The sequence below is a fragment of the Rhodococcus sp. ACS1 genome, assembly GCF_002300155.1.
In the GTDB taxonomy this organism is placed as follows: Bacteria; Actinomycetota; Actinomycetes; order Mycobacteriales; family Mycobacteriaceae; genus Rhodococcus_F; species Rhodococcus_F koreensis.
This window is the reverse complement of the sequence record NZ_NSDZ01000010.1, coordinates 362,302-381,120: the sequence shown is the minus strand read 5'-3', so window position 1 is coordinate 381,120 and position 18,819 is coordinate 362,302. Positions and strand designations below refer to the sequence as shown.

At 69.9% G+C, this 18,819-nt stretch carries 20 protein-coding genes; 5 read left to right on the top strand and 15 right to left on the bottom strand.

Going from position 1 to position 18,819, the window contains the following annotated elements; genetic code table 11:
- Positions 1-6: 6 nt before the first annotated feature.
- The 4 genes from kdpB to CJ179_RS40070 form a co-directional block, all read right to left on the bottom strand.
- Positions 7-2,109, bottom strand: coding sequence for a potassium-transporting ATPase subunit KdpB (kdpB, locus tag CJ179_RS40085; protein ID WP_072946641.1), 2,103 nt, complete (start codon positions 2,107-2,109; stop codon positions 7-9).
- On the bottom strand, positions 2,106-3,821 hold the full coding sequence (gene kdpA / locus CJ179_RS40080; RefSeq protein ID WP_095865195.1) for a potassium-transporting ATPase subunit KdpA: 1,716 nt from the start codon (positions 3,819-3,821) through the stop codon (positions 2,106-2,108). The genes kdpB and kdpA overlap by 4 nt, the downstream gene beginning before the upstream one ends.
- A complete protein-coding gene (gene kdpF / locus CJ179_RS40075) occupies positions 3,821-3,919 on the bottom strand; it encodes a K(+)-transporting ATPase subunit F (protein ID WP_095865194.1) in 99 nt (32 codons plus the stop codon). The genes kdpA and kdpF overlap by 1 nt, the downstream gene beginning before the upstream one ends.
- A gap of 241 nt (positions 3,920-4,160) precedes the next feature.
- Positions 4,161-4,790: a pyridoxamine 5'-phosphate oxidase family protein gene (locus CJ179_RS40070; protein ID WP_095865193.1), complete on the bottom strand. Its 630-nt coding sequence runs from the start codon at positions 4,788-4,790 to the stop codon at positions 4,161-4,163.
- Between the two features lie 77 nt (positions 4,791-4,867).
- Between CJ179_RS40070 and CJ179_RS40065 the strand changes: the two genes are divergently transcribed.
- From CJ179_RS40065 to CJ179_RS40055, 3 genes are read left to right on the top strand one after another with little or no spacing between them, the layout of a single operon-like run.
- Positions 4,868-6,316, top strand: coding sequence for a PLP-dependent aminotransferase family protein (locus tag CJ179_RS40065; RefSeq protein ID WP_095865192.1), 1,449 nt, complete (start codon positions 4,868-4,870; stop codon positions 6,314-6,316).
- Between the two features lie 39 nt (positions 6,317-6,355).
- Positions 6,356-7,801, top strand: a complete 1,446-nt coding sequence (locus tag CJ179_RS40060; protein ID WP_095865191.1) for an amidase — start codon at positions 6,356-6,358, stop codon at positions 7,799-7,801.
- A gap of 2 nt (positions 7,802-7,803) precedes the next feature.
- Complete coding sequence (locus CJ179_RS40055; RefSeq protein WP_072946636.1) at positions 7,804-8,376, top strand: TetR/AcrR family transcriptional regulator; 573 nt, start codon at positions 7,804-7,806, stop codon at positions 8,374-8,376.
- A gap of 43 nt (positions 8,377-8,419) precedes the next feature.
- Here CJ179_RS40055 and era read toward each other — a convergent pair whose 3' ends face one another.
- From era to CJ179_RS40025, 6 genes are all read right to left on the bottom strand, one after another.
- The gene (gene era / locus CJ179_RS40050) at positions 8,420-9,337 is read right to left on the bottom strand and encodes a GTPase Era (RefSeq protein WP_072946635.1); all 918 of its coding nucleotides are present in this window, start codon (positions 9,335-9,337) and stop codon (positions 8,420-8,422) included.
- Entirely contained in the window at positions 9,330-9,662 is a 333-nt protein-coding gene (locus CJ179_RS40045) for a cytidine deaminase (protein ID WP_072946634.1), read from the bottom strand. The genes era and CJ179_RS40045 overlap by 8 nt, the downstream gene beginning before the upstream one ends.
- Positions 9,655-10,974, bottom strand: a complete 1,320-nt coding sequence (locus tag CJ179_RS40040; RefSeq protein WP_072946633.1) for a hemolysin family protein — start codon at positions 10,972-10,974, stop codon at positions 9,655-9,657. The genes CJ179_RS40045 and CJ179_RS40040 overlap by 8 nt, the downstream gene beginning before the upstream one ends.
- Before the next feature lie 21 nt (positions 10,975-10,995).
- Positions 10,996-11,538: an rRNA maturation RNase YbeY gene (ybeY, locus tag CJ179_RS40035; RefSeq protein WP_072946632.1), complete on the bottom strand. Its 543-nt coding sequence runs from the start codon at positions 11,536-11,538 to the stop codon at positions 10,996-10,998.
- A gap of 36 nt (positions 11,539-11,574) precedes the next feature.
- Positions 11,575-12,648, bottom strand: coding sequence for a PhoH family protein (locus CJ179_RS40030; RefSeq protein WP_012688199.1), 1,074 nt, complete (start codon positions 12,646-12,648; stop codon positions 11,575-11,577).
- A 108-nt stretch (positions 12,649-12,756) separates the two neighbouring features.
- Positions 12,757-13,065: a hypothetical protein gene (locus CJ179_RS40025; protein WP_373560187.1), complete on the bottom strand. Its 309-nt coding sequence runs from the start codon at positions 13,063-13,065 to the stop codon at positions 12,757-12,759.
- Between CJ179_RS40025 and CJ179_RS52350 the strand changes: the two genes are divergently transcribed.
- Positions 13,042-13,224 (top strand): hypothetical protein, encoded by a 183-nt coding sequence (locus tag CJ179_RS52350; protein ID WP_143051461.1) that lies wholly within the window; start codon positions 13,042-13,044, stop codon positions 13,222-13,224. The genes CJ179_RS40025 and CJ179_RS52350 overlap by 24 nt on opposite strands.
- Here CJ179_RS52350 and CJ179_RS40020 read toward each other — a convergent pair.
- The 4 genes from CJ179_RS40020 to hrcA form a co-directional block, all read right to left on the bottom strand.
- Positions 13,198-13,959, bottom strand: a complete 762-nt coding sequence (locus CJ179_RS40020; RefSeq protein WP_095865190.1) for a S9 family peptidase — start codon at positions 13,957-13,959, stop codon at positions 13,198-13,200. The two genes, CJ179_RS52350 and CJ179_RS40020, sit on opposite strands and share 27 nt — an antisense overlap.
- A gap of 6 nt (positions 13,960-13,965) precedes the next feature.
- Entirely contained in the window at positions 13,966-14,727 is a 762-nt protein-coding gene (locus CJ179_RS40015; protein WP_095865189.1) for a 16S rRNA (uracil(1498)-N(3))-methyltransferase, read from the bottom strand.
- A gap of 2 nt (positions 14,728-14,729) precedes the next feature.
- On the bottom strand, positions 14,730-15,881 hold the full coding sequence (gene dnaJ / locus CJ179_RS40010) for a molecular chaperone DnaJ (protein WP_072946628.1): 1,152 nt from the start codon (positions 15,879-15,881) through the stop codon (positions 14,730-14,732).
- An 87-nt stretch (positions 15,882-15,968) separates the two neighbouring features.
- The gene (hrcA, locus tag CJ179_RS40005; RefSeq protein ID WP_072946667.1) at positions 15,969-17,012 is read right to left on the bottom strand and encodes a heat-inducible transcriptional repressor HrcA; all 1,044 of its coding nucleotides are present in this window, start codon (positions 17,010-17,012) and stop codon (positions 15,969-15,971) included.
- 209 nt (positions 17,013-17,221) lie between these two features.
- On the opposite strand from hrcA, the gene CJ179_RS40000 reads away from it, so the two are divergent.
- Positions 17,222-17,539: a type II toxin-antitoxin system VapB family antitoxin gene (locus tag CJ179_RS40000; RefSeq protein ID WP_005261240.1), complete on the top strand. Its 318-nt coding sequence runs from the start codon at positions 17,222-17,224 to the stop codon at positions 17,537-17,539.
- 27 nt (positions 17,540-17,566) lie between these two features.
- Here the strand turns inward: CJ179_RS40000 and hemW are convergent, their stop codons facing one another.
- Entirely contained in the window at positions 17,567-18,790 is a 1,224-nt protein-coding gene (hemW, locus tag CJ179_RS39995; protein WP_373560189.1) for a radical SAM family heme chaperone HemW, read from the bottom strand.
- Between the last annotated feature and the right edge of the window lie 29 nt (positions 18,791-18,819).

The window sequence follows — 18,819 nt, the reverse complement described above, 5'->3', positions numbered from 1 at the left end:
GCGAAGTCACCCAATTCCGGGAATGAGACGGACGACGAGGTCGATGAGCCAGATACCGGCGAACGGTGTGATCACGCCGCCGAGGCCGTAGATCAGCAGGTTGCGGCCCAGCAGTTTCGACGCCGACGACGGCCGATAGCGAACACCTTTCAGCGACAACGGGATCAGCGCCACGATCACGACGGCGTTGAAGATCACCGCCGAGAGGATGGCCGATTCCGGGGTGGCCAGACGCATGATGTTCAGCGTGTCCAGCTGCGGATAGATGACGCTGAACAGCGCGGGGAGGATGGCGAAGTACTTGGCCAGGTCGTTGGCGAGGGAGAACGTGGTCAGCGCACCTCGGGTAATGAGCAGCTGCTTGCCGATCTCCACCACCTCGATGAGCTTGGTGGGATCGGAATCGAGATCCACCATGTTCCCGGCTTCCTTCGCCGCGGACGTGCCGGTGTTCATCGCGACCCCGACGTCCGCCTGGGCCAGGGCCGGGGCGTCATTGGTGCCGTCACCGGTCATCGCGACCAGCCGGCCGCCCTCCTGTTCCTTGCGGATCAGCGCGAGTTTGTCCTCGGGTGTCGCCTCCGCCATGAAGTCGTCGACACCGGCCTCGGCCGCGATGGCCTTGGCGGTGAGCGGATTATCGCCGGTGATCATCACCGTGCGGATTCCCATCGCCCGCAGTTCCGCGAACCGCTCGGCGATGCCCGGCTTCACCACGTCCGACAGCGCGATCACACCCAGCACCGTCGGCGCATCCGCGTGGATCGAGGCCACCACGAGGGGTGTTCCGCCGGCCTGCGCGATCTCGTTCACCGCGCCGGTGACCGCGGGCGAGGTGTGTCCGCCGAGCGAATGCACCCAGTTCAGCACCGCGTCGCCGGCGCCCTTGCGGATGCGGGTGCCGTCGATGTCGAGCCCGCTCATCCGGGTCTGCGCGGTGAACGGCACGAACTCCGCTGCCCTCTCGGCCTCGGACGGCGCGGGGTCCAACCCGAAGTCCCGGGCGCACAGGTCCACGATGCTGCGCCCCTCGGGAGTGCCGTCCGCGAGGCTGGACAGCCGTGCCGCCGTTGCCAGCTCGCTCGCGGACACTCCCGGTGCGGGATGCAGGGCGGTGGCCTGCCGGTTGCCGAACGTGATGGTGCCGGTCTTGTCCATCAGCAGGGTGTCGATATCGCCGGCGGCCTCCACCGCCCGCCCCGACATCGCCAGGACGTTCCGCTGCACCAGCCGGTCCATCCCGGCGATCCCGATGGCCGACAGCAGGGCGCCGATCGTGGTGGGGATCAGACACACCAGCAGCGCGATCAGTTTGATCGGGTCCTGTTCCTGCCCCGCGTACAGACCCATCGGGCCGATCGCGACGACGGTCAGCAGGAAGACGATCGTCAGCGACGCCAGCAGGATGTTCAGCGCGATCTCATTCGGCGTCTTCTGCCGCGCCGCCCCCTCCACGAGGGCGATCATCCGGTCCACGAACGACTGCCCGGGGGCCGCGGTGACGCGGACGACGATCCGGTCGGACAGCACGGTCGTGCCGCCGGTGACGGCGCACCGGTCACCGCCGGATTCGCGGACGACGGGCGCGGACTCGCCGGTGATCGCCGATTCGTCCACGGTGGCGATGCCCTCGACGACGTCGCCGTCGCCCGGGATCACCTCACCGTCGACAACGACCACGCGGTCGCCGACGACGAGGTCGGTGCCCGGCACCGATTCCAGAGCGCCGCTCGCCGTGATCCTGTGGGCGACCGTGTCCTGCTTCACCTTCCGCAGGCTCGCCGCCTGCGCCTTGCCCCGCCCCTCCGCGACCGACTCGGCGAGGTTCGCGAACAGCACGGTGAACCACAGCCACGCGGTGACCGCCCAGGAGAACACCGACGGGTCGGCGATGGCCATGACGGTGGTGACGACGGAACCGACGAACACCACGAACATCACCGGGTTGCGGGCGAGGTGCCGGGGGTCGAGTTTGCGCAGCGCGCCCGGCAACGCCGTCACCAGCTGGGCGGGACTGAAGATCCCGGCCTTGACGGGCGCCGGGGCGTGGCCGCCCTCGGGCGGCGTCGTCGGCTCGGTCGCCGGACGACTGGTCACGTTCACACTCACTGCAGGGCCTCCGCGATCGGTCCCAGCGCGAGGGCCGGGAAGAATGTCAACGCCGCCACGAGCACGACGGTGCCGGTGAGCAGCCCGGTGAACATCGGGCCCGCCGTCGGCAGGGTTCCGGCGCCCGGGGCCGTCTTCTTCTGCGACGCCAGGGATCCGGCGAGCGCGAGGACGAAGATGATCGGCAGGAACCGGCCGAACAGCATGCACACGCCGAGCGCGGTCTGGAACCAGTCGCTCGTGACCGTCAGCCCGCCGAACGCGCTGCCGTTGTTGTTCGACGCCGACGCGAACGCGTACAGCACCTCCGAGAATCCGTGGATCGATCCGGGACTGCCGGGGTCGCCGCTGTTGCCCTGGTAACCGGTGGTCGAGGACAGGATCACGGTGATGCCCGTTCCGATCAGGACCAGCGCGGGCATCACCAGCACCGACAGCGCGGCGAGGGTGATCTCCCGTTGCCGTAGTTTTTTGCCCAGGTACTCGGGTGTGCGGCCGACGAGGAGTCCACCGACGAAGACGGCGATGAGGGCGAGGACGAGAATGCCGTAGAGCCCGGTGCCCACACCGCCGGGCGCGATCTCCCCGAGCAGCATGTTCAGCAACACGGCTGCGCCACCGAGCGGCGACAGGCTGTCGTGGGCGGAATTCACCGCGCCCGTGGAGGTTCCCGTGGTACTCACGGCGAACAGTGCGGTGCCCGGAATGCCGAATCGGACTTCCTTGCCTTCCATCATCGCGCCTGCCGCGGTGGCTGCGACGCCGCGTCGTCCCGATTCGGCGGCAAGGGTGACGGCGAGCAGTGAACCCCACAGGATGCCCATCACAGCGAGCAGGGTCAGGCCCTGGCGGTGCCCGGACACCTCGCTCGCTCGGTCGTGAGGATCGCCGACCATGGTGCCGAACGTGCGGGTGAGGGACACCGGGATCAGCAGGATGGCGATGATCTCGACGATGTTGCTGACCGGGGTGGGGTTTTCGAACGGGTGTGCCGAGTTGGCGGCGAGGATGCCGCCGCCGTTGGTGCCGAGTTCCTTGATCGCCTCCTGCGAGGCGACGGGCGCCAGGGCGTTGGTGACGGCATTGCCGTCCAGGCCGGTGGATTCGAATCCCGTGTGGAATGACTGGATCACGCCCTGGCTCAACAGAATCAACGCGATGACGAAGGAGAACGGCAGCAGAATCCGCAGACTGCCGCGGGTGAGGTCCACCCAGAAGTTGCCGATCTCACCGCTGCGGGCCACGCGGACGAACCCGCGGATCAGCGCGACCGCGACGGCCATGCCGACCGCCGCGGACACGAAGTTCTGCACGGCGAGTCCGACCGGCTGGGTCAGGTTGCTCATCGTGGTCTCGGGGGCGTAGGACTGCCAGTTGGTGTTGGTCACGAACGACACGGCCGTGTTGAACGCGACCGCGGCGCTGACCCCGGTCAGGTCGCCGGACAGCGGAAGTACACCCTGAATGCGTTGCAGGACATACAGGAAGAGCACGCCGGCCATCGAGAAGCCCAGCACACTGCCCGCGTAGCCGTACCAGGTCTGCTCAGTGTGGGGGTTGATGCGGCACAGGCGGTACAGCACGGATTCGACCCGCAGGTGGCGGCGCGATTCGTAGACGCGGGCCATGTAGTCGCCCACCGGCACGTACAGCGCCGCGAGTACCGCGATCACGAGCGCGATCTGCAGGCCGGCCGCGAGGGCGGGCGTCATCAGAACCGCTCCGGGTCGATGAGCGCGACCAGCAGATACACGACGAGCGCCGCCGCGATCGCGACGAGGACGACGGCGAGTATTCCGGCGCCGGTCATTTCACGCGTCCGGTCTGCAGGGCACGGAGAACGAGCGCGCAACAGGCGAACCCGCCGAGGACGAGCGCAACGTAGGCCACGTCGGCCATGTGAGGATCCCTCTTCGTACTGATCCTGCGGTTCAGCGCAGGCATGACACCCCACGGTTGCGGGGTGTCATGCCAGCATCACGCCGGATCCGGGCGACAGAGGCCTCGCTGACGAAGCGCTTACGGGACGTCCAGGGCTCTTGACGCTTTCCTTACGCGGTCCGGGTCAGCCGCGACACGGACGCGGGCACGGGTGTGCCGGTCGCCACCCACGGCGCCGGGACGGGCGCACCGGCGACCGACCGCACGGGGACGACCCCGGCCCACGCACTGCTCGCTTCGGCGGGTTCGCCCGGCGGCGCGTCCCGCACCTTGACGGTCCACTGCCCCGGCGTGATCGGGAGGGCGAGGGCCAGCGTCGCGGCGAGTTCCTTGCGACGGTGTCCCCGGACCTCGCTGCTGCGACCGGGGATCAGCACGTCCGACAGTGCGTCGAGGGCGCCGGCGGATTCGTCTTCGCCGAGGGTGACGAGGTTGCCCCGCACCACCGCCGAACGGTAGTTGGCGGACGAGTCGAACAGTGTGTCCGCGACGACGATTCCGTCGAGCATCGCGACGCACAGCACGGCGGGGGCGCCTGCCGCCACCTGCCGCAGCGCGCCGGCCCCGGTGGAACCGTGCAGCAGGATCCTGTCGCCGTCGCGGGCGTAGAGCATCGGCACGGCCCAGGGCAGGCCGTCGACGACGGTGGCGAGGGTGCCCATCGGCGCGGCGTCGAGGACGGCGTCGAGCTGCGCCCGTTCGGTTCGGGCACGGTCCGGGTATCTCCTGATCTTGTCCACGAGACCATCCTCGCCCCTATGTGGATCAGCTTCCAGATCCACAATTGACAATATCGGCAGACCAGTATTGTGGGTTCATGCCCCGGATCAGCCCCGAACTGCACCTGACGTTGCGGCTCCCCGACACCGACGCACCGCTTCGGCACCGCATCGCGGAGTCGATCCTCGACGAGATCCGGGGCGGCCGTCTGCGGCCCGGCGATCCGCTGCCCTCCACGCGGGCGCTCGCCGGCCACCTGACGGTCGCGCGGGCGTCGGTGGTCGACGCGTACGACGAACTCTGCTCGTCCGGATACGCGAACGCCCGTGCCGGTTCCGGCACCCGGATCGCACCGGGCGCCGACGTGGCGGCCCGCGCGCACGTCGCCTCGCACGCGATCACGCACACGTCGGAGCGGGCGTCGCAGGCCGCTGCCGCGACACCGGAGGCGCGGTGGGACCTCACCCCGGGCCACCCCGACCCCGGCCTGATCTCGACCACCGACTGGCGCCGGGCGTGGCGGTCGGCCGCGGCCGCCACGGTGACGTCCGACGTTCCCGGCCCCGACGGGCACCCGGAGTTGCGGCGCGCCCTCGCGGGGCATCTGCGCCGCACCCGGGGCATCGCGGCGCGGCCCGACGAACTCGTGATCGTTCCCGGAGTGGGCTCCGCGCTCCGGACTCTCGTCGCCGCGGCCCGGCTGAGCGGCCGCGACGTGGTGTTCGAGGAGCCCGGCTACAGCCGGGCCCGCCTGGTCCTCGAGGCCGCGGGCGCGCGGGCACGCTGCGTGCCCGTGGATGACGACGGCCTCGATCCCGCACTGCTGCGCGGCACCGACGCGGCGGCCTACTGCACGCCGGCCCACCAGTATCCGATGGGCGCCCGGATGCCGGTGGGCCGCAGGGCCCGGCTCGTCGCCGACGCCGCGGCGTCCGGAACGCTGATCATCGAGGACGACTACGACGGCGAGTTCCGCTACGACGTGTCGGCGTTGCCCGCCCTGCGCAGCATCGACCGCGGGTCCGACTGCGTGGCCTACGTGGGCACCGCGTCGAAGATCCTCACTCCCGCGGTCCGGGTGGCGTGGGTGATCGCCCCTGCGGCGCTGCGGCCGGGGATCATCCGGGCGCTGGACACGACCGGCGAGGCCTGCTGTGCGATCACGGCCCTCGCGCTTGCGCATTTCATCGACTCGGGTGCGTTGTCGCGGCACCTCGCCCGCGCCTCCCGCACGTACGCGGCCCGCCGGTCGGCGTTCGTCGCCGCACTGCAACAGCAGCTGTCCGCGGTCGGCACGGACGACGTCGGGGTCGCCGGCATCGAGGCCGGTCTCCATGTCGTCCTGACACTGCCGCGCTCGGTCGACGACGTCGCCCTCGCCGCGGAACTGCAGGACCAGGGGGTGACGGTGCCGAGCCTCGCCGACTACCGCACCACGCCGAGCGGACCCCAGGGACTGGTCTGCGGGTACGCCCGACTGCCCGAGTCCGCGGCCCGCGGGGCCGCCGGGGTGATCGGGGAGGTGGTCCGCAGGCACCTCCGCTGATACTGTTCGTTCGAACGAACAGTCACGGGGAGGGGCGAGATGAGCACGGGACAACTGGGCAGCGAACAGCGGCGCGAAGAGGACGGCGACCGGTCACCGGGACTCGTCGAACAGGTGAAAGCCCTGGCCTCCGGCGACACCACGTCGGTCGCGGCCACCCGCGCCGCCCTCGACCGCATCGATGCCAGCCAGCCGACGCTCAACGCGTTCAAGGTAGTCCGCCGGAACAAGGCCCTCGCCGAGGCCGCGGAGGCCGACCGCCGGATCGCCGCCGGTGAACGCCTCCCGCTCCTCGGAGTCCCGATCGCCGTCAAGGACGACGTCGACGTGGCCGGGGAGCCCACCGCGTTCGGCTGCCCGGGCGACTTCCCGCCCGCGGCGCGGGACTCCGAGATGGTGCGGCGACTGCGCGCGGCCGGTGCCGTCGTCGTCGGCAAGACCAACAGTCCCGAACTGGGGCAGTGGCCGCTCACCGGCGGACCCGCCTTCGGTCACACCCGCAATCCGTGGAACGGCGACCACACCCCGGGCGGGTCGTCCGGGGGCGCTGCGGCGGCCGTGTCCGCCGGCCTCGTGTCCGCCGCGATCGGTTCCGACGGCGCCGGTTCCATCCGCATCCCCGCCGCGTGGACCAACCTCGTCGGGATCAAGCCGCAACGCGGCCGCATCTCCACCTGGCCTGCCGCCGAGGCGTTCTACGGTCTCACCGTCAACGGACCGCTGGCCCGGACGGTCGCCGACGCGGCCCTGCTCCTCGATATCGCGGCGGGACCTCATGAGGGCGACATCCACACACCGCCGCCGGTCACCGTCAGCGACGCCATCGGCCGCGACCCCGGGCCGCTGCGCATCGCGCTGTCCCTCCGGATCCCGTTCACCGCCACCCCCACCACGCTGCACCCCGAGGTGCGCCGGGGTGTCGCGCGGATCGCCGAGGCACTGCGCAGGCTCGGGCACCGCGTCGTGGTGGACGACCCCGACTACGGGATCATGTTCGGTCTCGGCTTCCTCCCCCGGTCGATGGTCGGCATCGACGACTGGATGCGGAAGGTCCCCGACCCGTCCCTCGTCGACCCCCGCACGAAGGGCAACGCCCGGACCGGGCGGCTGTTGCGCGGGGCCCCGCTCCGGTCCGCCCGGGCGGCCGAGCCGAGAATGCGGCGACGCGTCGGTGCGATCTTCGACGAGTACGACCTCGTCCTCGCCCCCACCACCGCCACTCCCCCGCCGAGGGTCGAGGAGATCGACGGCATCGGTTCGTGGGCCACGGACAAGGTGATCACCGCGGTCTGCCCGTACGCGTGGCCGTGGAACGTGCTGGGCTGGCCGAGCGTGAACGTCCCGGCCGGGTTCACGTCCGGAAACCTGCCGATCGGCGCCCAGCTGATGGGGCACGACAACGCGGAGCCGCTCCTGGTTTCCGTTGCGGCCCAGCTCGAGTCGGTGCTCCGGTGGGACCTGGAACGTCCCGGGAAGTGGTGGTGAGCGTGGCTTCGACGGACGTCCGTGACCGCATCCTCGCGGCGGCGCTGCACATCGTCGGCACGGAAGGCATTCCCGGCGTGACCAATCGGCGGATCGCGGCGCAGGCCGGGGTCTCGCTCGGCTCCATCACGTACCACTTCCCCACGCAGACGGACCTGCTGCGCGCCGCGCTGTCGGGGTTCGTGACGGAGGAGACGCAGCGGCTGTCGGAGCTGGCGGAGGGGTACCGCGACAAGGGGCTGAGCTTCGAGGACGTCGCCGCACTGACCGAGAAGGTCGCGAAGGATCTGGCGTTCTCCGCGGAGCGGATCGCCCCGTTCGAGCTGTACATCCAGGCGGGCCGCGATCACGAACTCCGTCAGGCCGCCGCCGAATGTTTCGCCGCGTACGACGAATTGACGGTGACGATTCTCACCGCCCTCGGCGTCCCCGATGCGGAGTCCGTCGCCCCCACGGTCGTAGCGACCATCGCCGGCCTGCAACTGCGCAGACTCGCCACCGGAAGCGACGGGGAGCACGACTTCGCGGCGTCGGTGCTGCTTCTCCTGCGGGCCGCCGGCCCCGTGCGTGGTTGACGGGTCCCTGGACTCGCCAACCACGCACGGGCGGCGGAGCCGCCTAGAACCCCAGCCTGCCGAGCTGTTTCGGGTCGCGCTGCCAGTCCTTGGCGACCTTCACGTGCAGTTCGAGGAAGATCTTGGTGCCGAGCAGTTTCTCGATCTGCAGCCGCGCCTTGGTCCCCACCTCGCGGAGGCGGGCGCCGCCCTTGCCGATCACGATGCCCTTCTGCGACGGCCGCTCGACGTACAGCAGCGCGTGCACGTCGAGCAGTTCGCCCTGCTTCTCGGTGCGTCCCTCGCGGGGGATGATCTCTTCGATGACCACGGCCAGGGAGTGCGGCAGTTCGTCGCCGAGGCCCTCGAGAGCGGCCTCGCGAATGAGTTCGGCCATCAGCGTCTCTTCGGGTTCGTCGGTGAGTTCGCCGTCCGGGTAGAACGCCGGGCCCTCCTCCATCTTCGACGCGAGGACGTCGACCAGCACCTCCACCTGCTCACCGGAGGCGGCGGACACCGGCACGACGTCCGTCTCCGGCCCGAGCAGCTTGGAGACGGCGAGCAACTGCTGCCCGACCATGTCCTTGCTGACCTTGTCGATCTTCGTGACGATGCCGACGAGCGTGGTCTTCGGCGCGATCTGCCGGACCTGCTGCACGATCCACCGGTCGCCGGGGCCGATCTTCTCGTCCGCCGGGATGCACAGGCAGATCACGTCGACCTCGGAGTAGGTGTCGCGCACGAGGTCGTTGAGGCGCTGGCCGAGGAGCGTCCGGGGACGGTGCAGCCCCGGGGTGTCGACGAGGATCAGCTGTGCGTGGTCGCGGTGCACGATGCCGCGGATGGTGTGCCGGGTGGTCTGCGGCCGCGAGGACGTGATCGCGATCTTGCTGCCCACCAGCGCGTTGGTCAGCGTGGACTTGCCCGTGTTGGGCCGTCCGACGAAACAGACGAATCCGGAACGGAATTCGGGTTTACTCATGTTGCTCCTCGATCACGGATCCATCGGTTCGCGCGAAGACGACGGCCGCCTGCGCACTGACTTCGTGTAGCGCGGCGATGCCCGGGTCGTCCGGGTCCCCGCCGATCACGGCTGCCGCCTCGAAACCCTCGGCACCACTCGACACCGCCGCCGCGACGGCCGCCTGCAGCGCGGTCAGCGACAGCGCCGTCAACGCGACCGCGCCGGCAGAGTAGGTGCGGCCGTCGAGATCGCGGACGGCGGCGCCCTGACCACTTCCGGTGCGGCCGAACGCTCCTCGCGCGAGCACGATCAGTTTCGCGTCCTCGGCGTCCAGTTCAGTCATCGTCGCCCTCCCGTTCACGGTCGTTGACGTCGTCGTCCTCGTCGATCGGTGCGCGTTGCACGAAGACCGTGCTGATCCGCACCCGCCCGCGCACGTCGGGCGAACCCTCACCGCGGAGGACGAGACCGTGCGAGACGACCTCCGATCCCGGGAGCGGCACCCTGCCGAGTTCGTATCCGATGAGCCCACCGACTGTTTCGACCTCGTCGTTCTCCACCTCGATGCCGAACAGGTCACCGAGATCCTCGATCGGCAGCCGCGCGGACACCCGGTACATGCCGTCGCCGAGGTCCTCGACCGGCGGGGTCTCGTCCTGGTCGTACTCGTCGGCGATCTCCCCGACGATCTCCTCGATGACGTCCTCGATGGTGACCAGGCCTGCGATGCCGCCGTATTCGTCGACCAGCACGGCCATGTGGTTGCGGTCGCGCTGCATCTCGGCGAGCAGGCTGTCGAGCGGTTTGGAATCGGGCACGAAGACGGCGGGCCGCATCACGTCGCCGACGAGGACACTGCGTCCGCCGTCGCGGGAGTGGTACGTCTGCTGCACGAGGTCCTTGAGGTAGACCACCCCGAGGACGTCGTCGACGTTCTCCCCGATCACGGGAATCCGCGAATGTCCGCTGCGGACGGCCAGCGACGTCGCCTGCCCGGCGCTCTTGTCGCTTTCGATCCACACCATCTCGGTGCGCGGCACCATCACCTCGCGGGCGGAGGTGTCGCCGAGTTCAAAGACGGACTGGATCATCCGGCGTTCCTCGTCGGCCACCACGCCCCGTTCCTGCGCCATGTCGACGAGTTCGCGCAGTTCGATCTCGGAGGCGAAGGGGCCGTTGCGGAATCCCTTGCCCGGGGTGATCGCGTTGCCGATCAGGATGAGCAGGCGGCTGATCGGACCGAGCAGGGTTCCGATGACCTGCAGCGGGAACGACGTGATCAACGCGATCGTGTACGCGTGCTGGCGGCCGAGCGTCCGCGGGCCGACCCCGATCACCACGTAGTCGACGAGCACCATGATGACGGCGGTGAACGTCAGCGCCCACACGGGTTCGAGGAGATCGGACAGGCCTCCGACGAGCACCACCGTCGCCGTGATCTCACACAGGATGCGCAGCAGCACCATGAGATTCACGTACCGGGGACGATCCGACAGGATGCGGAGCACCCGGGTGGCGCCGGGGCGATCCTCCTTCGCCATCTCCTCGATGCGCGCGGACGAGATCGTGTTGAGTGCGGAATCGACGGCGGCGAAGACACCACCGAGAGGGACGAGGACGATCGCGAGGACGATCAGCGCGATGGCGCTACTCACAGAAGACCCTTCACGTGGCGGTTACTGATCCGGGGCGTCGAAGAACCCGGCCTTGCCGAGCAGCTTCTGGTCCCGGGCAGCGAGCGCGGCGTCGCGTTCGGCCCTGCGCAGATCCTCGTACCAGTCGTCGAGCAACTGGTTCTGCAGGCCGAACATCTCCTTCTCCTCCTCCGGTTCGGCGTGGTCGTAGCCGAGGAGGTGCAGCACACCGTGCACGGTGAGCAGAGCGAGTTCGTGGGCCAGCGGATGACCGGCCTTGTCGGCCTGGTCCGCGGCGAAGGACGGGCACAGCACGATGTCGCCGAGCATCGACGGTCCCGGCTCGGGTGAATCCGGGCGGCCGCCTGGCTCGAGCTCGTCCATCGGGAACGACATCACGTCGGTGGGACCGGGCAGGTCCATCCACCGCATGTGGAGGTCGGCCATGGTGGCCGAGTCCACGAGGACCATCGACAACTCGGCCGCGGGGTGCACGTCCATCCTCGCGATCACGAAGCGGGCAACGCTGATCAGCTCCTCTTCGGAGACGTCCATGCCCGATTCGTTCGAGACTTCGATGCTCATGTGTGTCGCTTCCTCCTGGTTCCGGCGACACTCACCCTACCGTCGTGGAGAACGCGAGTGCGCCGCTCTCCGCTGTGCGCGGTTCCCGAGCTCGACCTTGCCGTCCCGGTCCGCCTCGAAACGCTCGTACGCGTCGACGATGTCGGACACCAGCCGGTGCCGGACCACGTCGCTGCTGTTGAGTTCGGCGAAATAGATGTCGTCGATGTCACCGAGGATCTCGGTGGCTGCGCGGAGCCCGGACCGGGCGCCGCCCGGAAGGTCCACCTGGGTGACGTCGCCGGTGACGACGACCTTGGAACCGAAGCCCAGCCGGGTGAGGAACATCTTCATCTGCTCGGCGGTGGTGTTCTGCGCCTCGTCGAGGATGATGAACGCGTCGTTGAGCGTGCGGCCGCGCATATAGGCGAGCGGCGCTACCTCGATGACACCCGACTGCATCAGCTTCGGAATGGCCTCGGGGTCCATCATGTCGTGCAGGGCGTCGTGCAACGGCCGCAGGTACGGATCGATCTTCTCGTGCAGCGTGCCGGGCAGGAACCCGAGCCGCTCCCCCGCCTCGACCGCGGGGCGGGTGAGGATGATCCGCGACACCTGCTTGGTCTGCAGGGCCTGCACCGCCTTCGCCATGGCGAGGTACGTCTTGCCGGTGCCCGCGGGCCCGATACCGAACACGATGGTGTTGGCATCGATCGCGTCGACGTACCGCTTCTGGTTCAGCGTCTTCGGCCGGATCGTCTTGCCGCGACGCGACAGGATGTCGAGGGTGAGGACCTCGGCGGGCGATTCGCTCAGGCCCTGCGTGAGCATGCCGACCGTGCGGCGCACCGCGTCGGGGGTCAGCGGCTGCCCGCGACCGACGATGGCGCCCAGTTCGGCGATGACCCGCTCGGCGAGCGCGACGTCGCCGGGCCGTCCCGTCAACGTGACGGCGTTGCCGCGTACATGGATGTCTGCGTCCAGGACCCGTTCGAGAGCGCGCAGATTCTCGTCGGAAGAACCGAGGAGAGGCGGGACCGTTTCGGGTGGGAGATCGATACTCGAACGCACGGTGCGTTCCGCCGGACGCGTGGCGCCGAACGTCTCGCCGTTCTGGTCTTGTTCGCTCACGTGAGGGATATGGCCTTCTTCCCGGTTCCTGGTCGGTCACGACGGTCGTCGCGATGAGGGAAGTCTATCGCTCGCAGGTCACAGCGCCCACCCGATTACGCGACGCCGTCACCGATCCAGGACGGCCGGATTCTCGCGCAGCCACCGCCGCGCCTCGTCCACGACGCGGGTCCCCTCGGCAGGCGTCAACCCCAGCACCTCGAGGTACGCGACGGCGAACGACTCGCCCGAATCCTGCACCTCGCCGGAATTCGCCTGGTCCAGCAGGGTGATCGTCATCGCTTCCGCGAGGTCGGGACGCTCCGGTTGCCGCGCCTCGTCCCCCATGGCGGCGACGAGGGCGGCGGACGCCTCGTCGGCGATGCCCTCGACGAGCGCCTCGCGGCTGGGGAAATGCGCGTAGACGGTGCGGCGCACGACTCCGGCGGTGCGCACGACGTCGTCTCCCAGGCCGGTCTGATCGGTGGACTCGCACCGGGCATCGGCGCGCTGGTCGTGGCACTCGTCCTGCCCGGACGCACGGTCACACCCGAATCCGGGGACCGCAGTTCAGAACTCGCCGTCACCGGACAGTAGGGCGTCCCGCGAGATCTTCCAGCATTCGGTCTCGGGATTCAGGAACGCGTAGTGGTCTTCTCCCTCGACGATGTGCAGCGCGACCGGATCGCCTGCCGCCCGCGCCGCCTCCCCGTACCGGACGCTCACCTTCGCCGGGACCTGTGCGTCCTCCGTGCCGTGGATGCACACCACCGGCACCCCGGTGGGGATGCGGTGCAGCGGGGATGCGGCGCGGTACCGATCCGGGTCCTCGTCGAACGGCACCCCGAGGAGATCCTCGATGTATCCGATCCGCCTGCCGCGTTCCCCCGCGGAGGCGAGGTCGAGGGCGCCGGCCTGCGACACGACCTTCTCCGGCCGGACCGCCGTCTGCCGCTGACCGGCCAGCCACACCGCGAGTTGCCCGCCCGCCGAGTGACCCACGACCCGGACCTTCGACAGGTCGAACGGGACCGCCGACCGCTCGGCGACCGGACCGGCGATCGCGTCGAGCGCGGCGAGAACGTCTGCGGACATCTCGTCCCACCCGCCGCCCGCACCAAGCCTGCGGTATTCGATGTTCCAGACCGCGACACCGTGGCGCGCCAGGTCGACCGCGAAACTCGTGCCCAGGTTCAGGTGGTATTTCCCGCTCCAGAAACCGCCGTGGACGACCATCACCACCGGCACCGGGGTCGACACCGGTTCCTCGGGCGGATAGAAGTGCCCGAACTGCTGCGGTTCGGTTCCGTAGGCGATGCGAATGCGGTCCACGGACAGTCAGGCTAGCGGGGCCGCGCCCCAGCGGTCGGTGAGGACGCCGATGGCGCCCAGCGCGACGGCCGCGGCGGTCGAGGTCCGCAGGACGTGCGGACCGAGCAGCACGGGCACGGCGCCCGCCTCGGTCAGCGCGGTGATCTCCTCCTCGGAGATACCGCCCTCGGGACCGACGACGAGCACGATCTCGGCGGCCGCACGCAGCGGAAGCTCGGCGAGGCCCTGCGTCGCCGCCTCGTGCAGCACGGCGACGACTCCGCCCCGGCCGACCACTTCGCGGACGACGGCGAGCATTCCCGCGGTGCGGTGCAGTTCCGACACTTCGGGCACGATCGCCCGCCGGGACTGTTTGGCGGCGGCGAGAGCGGCGCTACGCCAGCGAGCGACACCCTTCGCGACCTTCGGGCCCTCCCACCGCGCCACGCACCGCGACGACTGCCACGGCACGATCGCGTCGACCCCCGCCTCGGTGGCCAGTTCGACCGCCAGCTCGGACCGCTCCGCCTTCGGAAGCGCCTGCACCACGGTCACACTCGGCGACGGCGCCGTCACCTGACGCCGTTCGTGGACGGTGAGTTCGAGCCGGTCCTTCCCGGCCGCCGTCACCTCGGTGTCGGCGAGACCACCCCGGCCGTCGGCCAGCACGATCCGCTCCCCGACACCGATCCGGCGCACCGTCGCGGCATGCCTGCCCTCGGGGCCGTCCAGGACGGCGGTGCTCCCCACCTCGGGCAGCGCGTCGAGGAAGAAGACAGTCGCCGCCACGGTCAGCGACCGCTGAACGCTTCACGCAGGCGCGAGAACAATCCGCCGCTGTGCTGGGACTGGGTGGAGACGACCTCGGCGACGTCGCGGTCGCGCAGGTCCTTGAGTTCGCGGAGAATCTTCGTCTCCTTGTGGTCGAGGCGCGACGGCACCACGACCTCGAGGTGCGCGTGCACGTCGCCGCGGATGCCGGACCGCAGTTTCGGCATGCCGTGCCCGCGCAGGACCGTCACCGACCCCGGCTGGGTGCCCGGCTCGATGGTGATCTCCTTGGGACCGTCGATGATCGTGTCGATCGTCACGGTCGTGCCGAGGGCGGCGTCGATCATCGGAACCCGGATCGTGCAGTGCAGGTCTTCGCCGTCGCGCACGAACACCTCGTGCGCCTGCTCGACCACCTCGACGTACAGGTCGCCTGCGGGTCCGCCGCCGGGGCCGACCTCGCCCTGCGCGGCGAGCCGGATCCGCATGCCGCCCGCGACGCCGGCGGGCACCTTCACCGTGATGTCGCGGCGGGCGCGCACCCGGCCGTCGCCGCCGCACTTGTGGCACGGGTCGGGAATCGTCTCGCCCGCACCGCGGCAGGTGGGACACGGCCGGGACGTCATGACCTGACCGAGGAACGAACGCTGCACGGACTGGACCTCGCCCGCGCCGCCACACGTCTCACAGCGCACCGGCGTGGAATCGCCGTTGGTGCCCGAACCGGTGCAGCTGTCGCACAGGATCGCCGTCTCGACGGTGACGTGCTTGCTGACGCCGGTCGCACACTCCGCCAGCGTCAGCTTGGTGCGCAGCAGTGAATCGGCGCCCGGCTGGACGCGGCCGCGCGGCCCGCGGCCCGCACCGCCTCCGCCGCCGAAGAACGCTTCGAACACGTCGCCGAGGCCGCCACCGAAACCGCCGCCGAAGCCGGCACCGCCTCCGCCGCCGCCCGAGGACAGGGGGTCGCCGCCGAGATCGACGATGCGGCGCTTCTCCGGGTCCGACAGCACCTCGTAGGCCGTCGAGATGTCCCGGAACCGGGCCTGCGCCGCCTCGTCGGGGTTCACGTCGGGATGCAGTTCCCTCGCAAGCTTGCGGTACGCGCGCTTGAGCTCCTGATCGGTCGCCTTCTGATCGACGCCGAGCGTTGCGTAGTAATCCCGTGCCACGTTGAGTCTCTCGTCCTTCTCTGCTTCGTTATCTCGCCACTGGTCCGTGCGCGCTGTCCACGCGCGGCGCTGTCGCCGGGCCGGCCGTCACCGCTCGGCGAGCACCTGGCCGATGTATCTCGCAACGGCTGCCACCGACGCGATTGTTCCCGGATAGTCCATCCGGGTAGGTCCGAGCACGCCCATTCCGCCGAGCACGGTGCCCGCCGCACCGTAGCCGGTCGAGATGACGGAGGTGCCGCGCATCTGCTCCACCTGGGTTTCCTCGCCGATCCGCACCGTCACCGTGCCCGCGTCCTGGGTGGCGGCCAGCAGCTTGAGCACCACCACCTGCTCCTCGAGCGCCTCGAGGACCGCACGCAGCGAACCGGGGAATCCGCTGATTCCCGTGAAATCGGCCGCGTTGCGGGTCAGGTTCGCGGTGCCGCCGAGGACCAGCCGCTCCTCGGGATGCTCGACGAGCGTCTCCACCAGCACGGTGGCCGACCGGATCACGGCGTCGCGCAGATCTTCGGGGGCCTCGTCGGCCAGCTCCGACACGGCGATGGACGCCGCCGCGAGCCGTTTGCCGTCGAGGGCGCCGCCGAGCAGTCCGCGGAGCCGCGCCAGGTCCTCGTCGTCGAGGACGTCGCCGAGTTCGACGATCCGCTGATCCACTCGGCCCGAGTCGGTGATGAGCACCAGCAGCAGCCGCGCGGGGGTCAGCGCGACCACCTCGAGGTGGCGGACGGAGGACGCCGAGAGTGTGGGATATTGCACAACCGCGACCTGGCGTGTGAGTTGCGCGAGCAGGCGCACACCGCGCCGGAGGACGTCGTCCAGGTCGACCCCGGACTCGAGGAAATCGAGGATCGCGCGGCGTTCCGCCGTCGACAGCGGCTTCACGTCGGCGATGCGGTCGACGAACTGCCGGTAACCCTTGTCGGTGGGGACACGGCCCGAACTCGTGTGCGGCTGGGCGATGTAGCCCTCGCTCTCGAGGAACGCCATGTCGTTGCGCACCGTCGCACTGGAAACACCCAGATTGTGCCGCTCGACCAGCGCCTTCGATCCCACCGGCTCCTGGGTCGAGACGTAGTCGGCGACGATGGCGCGGAGAACCTCGAACCGTCTGTCGTCCGTACTCGACATCGCCGTCCACCTCCAGTTCTCGATCGTCACGAGCAGCGACGTCACCGAACCTTCGTTCGGGTCGGCCGTCACATCCCCTGAGCTACGCGCAGATGCACGTGCGTCTCGGCTCGGTCCAGTCTAATCGTCGCGTCGCCGATACCGGTTCAGGCCTTACTGTGGTGGGCGGAGACGAGCAGAGGCAACCACCACGGGCGGATGACGAGGCGATGATTTTCAAAGGTGTCATGGACGGCAAGCCGTACCCGGACCACGGGTTGTCGCTGCGCGACTGGTCCAAGATCCCGCCGCGGCAGGTGCGGCTCGACGAGATCGTCACCACGACCAAGGTTCTCGAACTCGACCGGCTGCTGTCGGAGGACTCGACGTTCTACGGCGACCTGTTCCCGCACGCGGTGCAGTGGCACGGGGTGCTCTACCTCGAGGACGGATTGCACCGGGCGGTGCGCTCGGCGCTGCGGAACCGCGTCGTGCTGCACGCCCGCGTGTTCGACTACGACGAGATGCCCGGCATCGTCACGGCCTGAGACGGCCGCGCAGTCGGCCGCTGCACGTCAGCGCAGGACCGTCCGGACCACGGCGTCGGCGAGGAGCCGTCCGCGGTCGGTCAGCACCAGGTGCTCCCCCGCACGCACCAGCAGTCCGTCGGCGACCACCCTCTCGGCCGCGCGCCGCTCGGCGTCGTCCAGTTCCGCCACGGGAAGTCCCGTGCGCAGCCGCGCCGTCAGCATCACCCGCTCGACGTGGACGTCCTCGTCCGTCAACTGCTCGCTGCCCCCGACCGGCAGGCTTCCCGCCGCCAGCTGGTCCGCGTAGCGCGCCGGGTGCTTGACGTTCCACCAGCGCACACCGCCGACGTGGCTGTGCGCGCCCGGCCCGGCGCCCCACCAGTCGCCGCCGTCCCAATAGCCCAGGTTGTGCCGGCAGGCCGCGTCCTCGCGCGCCCAGTTCGACACCTCGTACCAGGTCAGGCCCGCCTCGGCGAGCCGGGCGTCGATCCGCTCGTACCGCGACGCGAGCACGTCGTCGTCGGGCGCGGGCAGTTCCCCGCGGCGCACCTTCCGCGCCAGGGCGGTGCCGTCCTCGACGATCAGCGCGTACGCGGACACGTGGTCCACGCCCGCGGACAGCACCGCGTCCAGCGACAGGTCGAGGTCCTCGTCGCGCTCCCCCGGCGTCCCGTAGATGAGGTCGAGATTGACGTGCCCGAACCCGGCGGCCCGCGCCTCCAGCGCCGCCGCCACCGCCCGCCCCGGCGTGTGGGTGCGGTCGAGGACCTTCAGCACGTGCTGCGCCGCCGACTGCATGCCCAGCGAGATCCGCGTGAATCCGCCCGCGAGCAACCGTTCGAAGAACTCCGGCGACGTGGACTCCGGATTCGACTCGGTGGTCACCTCGGCGCCGTCCGCGAGCCCGAAACTCGAGCGGACCGCACCGAGGACGTCCGCCAGGCCGTCGCCGCCGAGCAGGGACGGCGTGCCGCCGCCGACGAAGACCGTGTCGACGGCCGGGGCGCCCGTCATCTGCGCCGCCAGGTCGAGTTCGCGGCGCAACCCCTCCATCCACGACTGCGGCGACGCCGACGTCCCCAGCTCACCGGCCGTGTACGTGTTGAAATCGCAGTATCCGCAGCGTGTGGCACAGAAAGGCACGTGCACGTAGATCCCGAACGGGCGGCTCCCCACACCGATGAGGGCACTCTCGGGCAACGCGAATGCCGCCGCCTCGCCGCGACCGACCGTGGAAGTACTCAATCCGCTCACCCCACCAGTGTCCATGGTCGGCTCGCCTCCGGTATCGATGGTCG

Bases quoted from the DNA above. Each gene is read 5' to 3' on its own strand.
- kdpA (WP_095865195.1), bottom strand. From the start codon at position 3,821: ATGACGCCCGCCCTCGCGGCCGGCCTGCAGATCGCGCTCGTGATCGCG.
- kdpF (WP_095865194.1), bottom strand. From the start codon at position 3,919: ATGACCGGCGCCGGAATACTCGCCGTCGTCCTCGTCGCGATCGCGGCG.
- CJ179_RS40065 (WP_095865192.1), top strand. From the start codon at position 4,868: ATGCCCCGGATCAGCCCCGAACTGCACCTGACGTTGCGGCTCCCCGAC.
- CJ179_RS40060 (WP_095865191.1), top strand. From the start codon at position 6,356: ATGAGCACGGGACAACTGGGCAGCGAACAGCGGCGCGAAGAGGACGGC.
- era (WP_072946635.1), bottom strand. From the start codon at position 9,337: ATGAGTAAACCCGAATTCCGTTCCGGATTCGTCTGTTTCGTCGGACGG.
- CJ179_RS40045 (WP_072946634.1), bottom strand. From the start codon at position 9,662: ATGACTGAACTGGACGCCGAGGACGCGAAACTGATCGTGCTCGCGCGA.
- ybeY (WP_072946632.1), bottom strand. From the start codon at position 11,538: ATGAGCATCGAAGTCTCGAACGAATCGGGCATGGACGTCTCCGAAGAG.
- CJ179_RS52350 (WP_143051461.1), top strand. From the start codon at position 13,042: ATGCGCGTAGACGGTGCGGCGCACGACTCCGGCGGTGCGCACGACGTC.
- hrcA (WP_072946667.1), bottom strand. From the start codon at position 17,012: ATGTCGAGTACGGACGACAGACGGTTCGAGGTTCTCCGCGCCATCGTC.
- CJ179_RS40000 (WP_005261240.1), top strand. From the start codon at position 17,222: ATGATTTTCAAAGGTGTCATGGACGGCAAGCCGTACCCGGACCACGGG.
- hemW (WP_373560189.1), bottom strand. From the start codon at position 18,790: ATGGACACTGGTGGGGTGAGCGGATTGAGTACTTCCACGGTCGGTCGC.